This is a genomic window from Granulosicoccus sp. 3-233 (assembly GCF_052681095.1).
On the sequence record NZ_JBQYLE010000002.1, the window covers coordinates 229023 to 232331 of the forward strand.

The window sequence follows — 3309 nt, forward strand, 5'->3', positions numbered from 1 at the left end:
TTGCTTGTTGCTTGTTGCTTGTTGCTTGTTGCTTGTTGCTTGTTGCTTGTTGCTTGTTGCTTGTTGCTTGTTGCTTGTTGCTTGTCGCTTGTCGCTTACCGCTTACCGCTTACCGCTTACCGCTTACCGCTTACCGATTTGCGGGGAAACAGGTTTTCAAGTTCACCGGAATACCGAGGCTTCGGTAGAGGCATGGCGGGACGGGGCTTCAGCTGATGACGGATTTCCTGCTCGACAATGACACGCCATTTCAAGGCTCTGGCTTGTAGCGATAGTCGCGGCTGTTGTGTCTGGAAGCGGATGCTTTCGATGGCCATTCCCAGCGTATTGAACATCTGGTCCGGTGCATAGGCCGATTCCCAAGCCTTGCGAGCGGCTTCTGCTCGGTCCTGCCATTCGGGTTCAAGTGCATGGAGGATGTCAGGGATGTCGGCCACCTGCCATTCCGGAACGCGAACAGCGAAGTTCCAGTCGATTTGAGGCGGGGCGACCCAGGTGTCCGAAATGATGACAGGTACTCGACCTGCCTCCAGGGTCTCGTACAGACGCAAGGAGGCTGGACCGATACCCCGAGGGCAGAGCACGAATTTGCTGGCTGCAATCGTGTCCGTATACAGTTTCTGAAAGGCGTATCTGGAGGTTTGCATGGGATCCCAGGTGCAGAAGTCGGATGTATCCACGATTCGGGCATCCGTGGCAGGAAGCTTCAACAGGGGTTTGCGGGATGAATGGCTTTGCGAACCGACGAAGGAATAGAGCCATCTGCTCTTGGCCGGCTTCCGATAGATGTCTCGAATGCCGGTATTCGCAGCTGTGAGATAGGGAAAGGCGACCTGTGAGCCGGGGTTGCTGAGATTGCATGCAAGACTGCAATAAAGGCCGTTCAGAACCGGCCAGGCACGGTCAGCTTCGTTGTACATGAAGACTTTCGTCGGGTAGCGACGTAGCAGCTCATGGGACAAGAGGGTCTTGAAACCCATGTCATCGAACTGAGTGTTCTCGACAAAGATGATGGCATCGGCAGCCTCCGCGTCATCGGTGACGACGAACGCCTTGCGCTTGTCCAGTCGAGCCAACTCACGCACACGATCAAGACATGGGTGCGTTTGATAGGCGGAAGCGAAATACAGTTTCATTGAACCTGTCCAATGTGTAATTTTGATTCAAGGTAGCATCGGCATACGTAGTTGTCCGCGGTATGTTTACCAGATTGCAAAAAAACGAGGTTCCGCCTTTGTCCTGAATCCATGGCCGCCTCCTTTGAGGAGTGTAGGAAGAAAAATCGTGAATTGTCGGAAATTGCCTCATCGTAGTGCATGATGCTGCTGAGTTCAGCTCGGCTGACAGTGATACAGCTCGCAGCATTCGCGAGTGCCAGGCTGGCGAGAAAGGTCGCCTGCTGTCTTTGCATACAGCTTTTCGTGAGACACAGGGACGAGCCAGCCGTCGCCGGTATTACAGTGGACCTTCTCATCATCAAGGAAGGTGGCATGGGCTATTTCATGGATCGCTTTGTGGGCTGTTGCCTGCATTCCCGCAGATTTCGTGCTGTGTACATACTGTTGTCGACAGCGATATTGACCATCGGTTGCACGGATCTGCCCGAGCCCGACAGTCGGGGTGCTGCCGACCATGGCGGAACAGGCTCGGAGAATGGAATGGCTGACGATGACCGAGTCGAAGAGGCGCCGGGCTCGACAGGCAACGCTTTGGCTGTCTTTCCTGCTGATGTGCACGGCGATGATCGCACCGGGCTCATTGTTACCGGGCTTGATGGTTTGTCGGCTGAGGACGTGGTGTCACCATGGCTGGCAGTCACCCGGGTGTTTCGCAGCCTCTCCGACCCGGACCACAGGGGAGACAGTGAAATCGAGTTGGTTCGGTATGCCGACGATTTCCCGGTCGCCGCTCACCGGGAATATCTGGATCTGCCGATTGACCACTGCAGAGCGGGAATGGAAAACGCCGATCGTGAAACAGTTGATGAGAATCCACCGCCTCCCACCGTTTCCGGTGGGGCGACAGTCGTCTTCAATACGCCTTCCGGCCCCTGGTTCACTTTCCAGGCGGCACGCAATACGGATCAGCAGATCGTCTACAGTTCGCAGAATCGACTTCCGGCGGCTTTTCCCGAAGACATCACTCTATCGATCCCCGGATCATTGTTCCCGACGGTGTCGGCCCATCCACTGTATGAACCTCAGCCCGTGGAAAGGCTCTCTCCCGAGACGCAGCAGACCGTTACTGCCGATTCGCGTCTGCAATGGGTGGCTGGTCAGGGCAATACCTTGATCAGGATCGACTGGCTGGCCTTTGATGATAATGATGTGTTCACAGGTTTTCCGCTGACCTGTCTGGTGAAGGATGATGGAGAGTTCGCACTGGATTCGGCGGCTCGCTCGGCTTTAACCGACCGTGCTTCGCGACTGGCAGTTCGCTATTCGCGAATCTACGCCCGTCTGGATGTTATCAACGGTGTTGTGCTTTACCAGGAAGTGGAAATTGCCGAATGAATCACGTCTGCATCGCTTTCTTCGATTTTTTTGCCATGGAGTGTTGTACAAGTGAAAGAAGAGCGTTATACTTCCTCGGGTCAGCACAGTTGCGGGGTGGAGCAGTCTGGCAGCTCGTCGGGCTCATAACCCGAAGGTCGTAGGTTCGAATCCTACCCCCGCTACCAAGTGTTCTGACAGCCAATCAAGCCGCTTCAATGCGGCTTTTTTGTGCGCGATACAAACGCATGTGATTCGTTGCGATATGCTGAATGACGTGATTTGATCTGATCAGCCGAGGAACGACCCATGGACTCACGCCAGTTGGAGATGACAGTACTGATGACGCCAGACATGGCGAATTTCAGCGGCAAGGTTCATGGTGGAGCATTGCTGAACCTGCTTGACAGGGTGGCATTCTCCTGCGCGTCGCGGTTCTCCGGGCGCTATGTTGTCACCTTGTCCGTCGATCAGGTGACCTTCAAGCAAGCCATCAATGTGGGCGAATTGGTGACATTTCGCGCCAGCGTGAATCATGCCGGGCGCACCTCCATGGAAATCGGCATACGCGTTGAAGCGGAAGACATTCGCAAGGGACTGAGGCGGCACACCAATTCCTGCTACTTCACCATGGTTGGCGTGGACGATCAGGGTAAACCGGCCGAGATACCCGCGCTGAAGGTCGAGCTGCCTCTCGAGGAGAAACGGCAACGAGCTGCACTGGCACGCAAGGCATTGAGGCTGCGTTTCGAGCAGGAAATGCAGCAGGCTTCTGCGGAAAGCACCTAACGGCAACAAGGGTCACACTGACCAGGCT

Annotated in this window: 3 protein-coding genes and 1 tRNA gene; 3 read left to right on the forward strand and 1 reads right to left on the reverse strand. The window is 55.2% G+C overall.

From position 1 onward, the window contains the following. Nucleotides 1-116: 116 nt before the first annotated feature. Nucleotides 117-1136, reverse strand: a complete 1020-nt coding sequence (locus tag ACUNV4_RS06025) for an exostosin domain-containing protein (protein ID WP_430877601.1) — start codon at nucleotides 1134-1136, stop codon at nucleotides 117-119. Nucleotides 1137-1421: 285 nt separating this feature from the next. On the opposite strand from ACUNV4_RS06025, the gene ACUNV4_RS06030 reads away from it, so the two are divergent. The 3 genes from ACUNV4_RS06030 (at nucleotide 1422) to ACUNV4_RS06040 (ending at nucleotide 3281) form a co-directional block, all read left to right on the forward strand. After that, complete coding sequence (locus ACUNV4_RS06030) at nucleotides 1422-2513, forward strand: hypothetical protein (protein ID WP_430877602.1); 1092 nt, start codon at nucleotides 1422-1424, stop codon at nucleotides 2511-2513. Nucleotides 2514-2603: 90 nt separating this feature from the next. Continuing rightward, nucleotides 2604-2680 (forward strand) — tRNA-Met (locus ACUNV4_RS06035). 121 nt (nucleotides 2681-2801) lie between these two features. Next, nucleotides 2802-3281, forward strand: a complete 480-nt coding sequence (locus ACUNV4_RS06040) for an acyl-CoA thioesterase (protein WP_430877603.1) — start codon at nucleotides 2802-2804, stop codon at nucleotides 3279-3281. The last annotated feature ends 28 nt before the right edge of the window (nucleotides 3282-3309 follow it).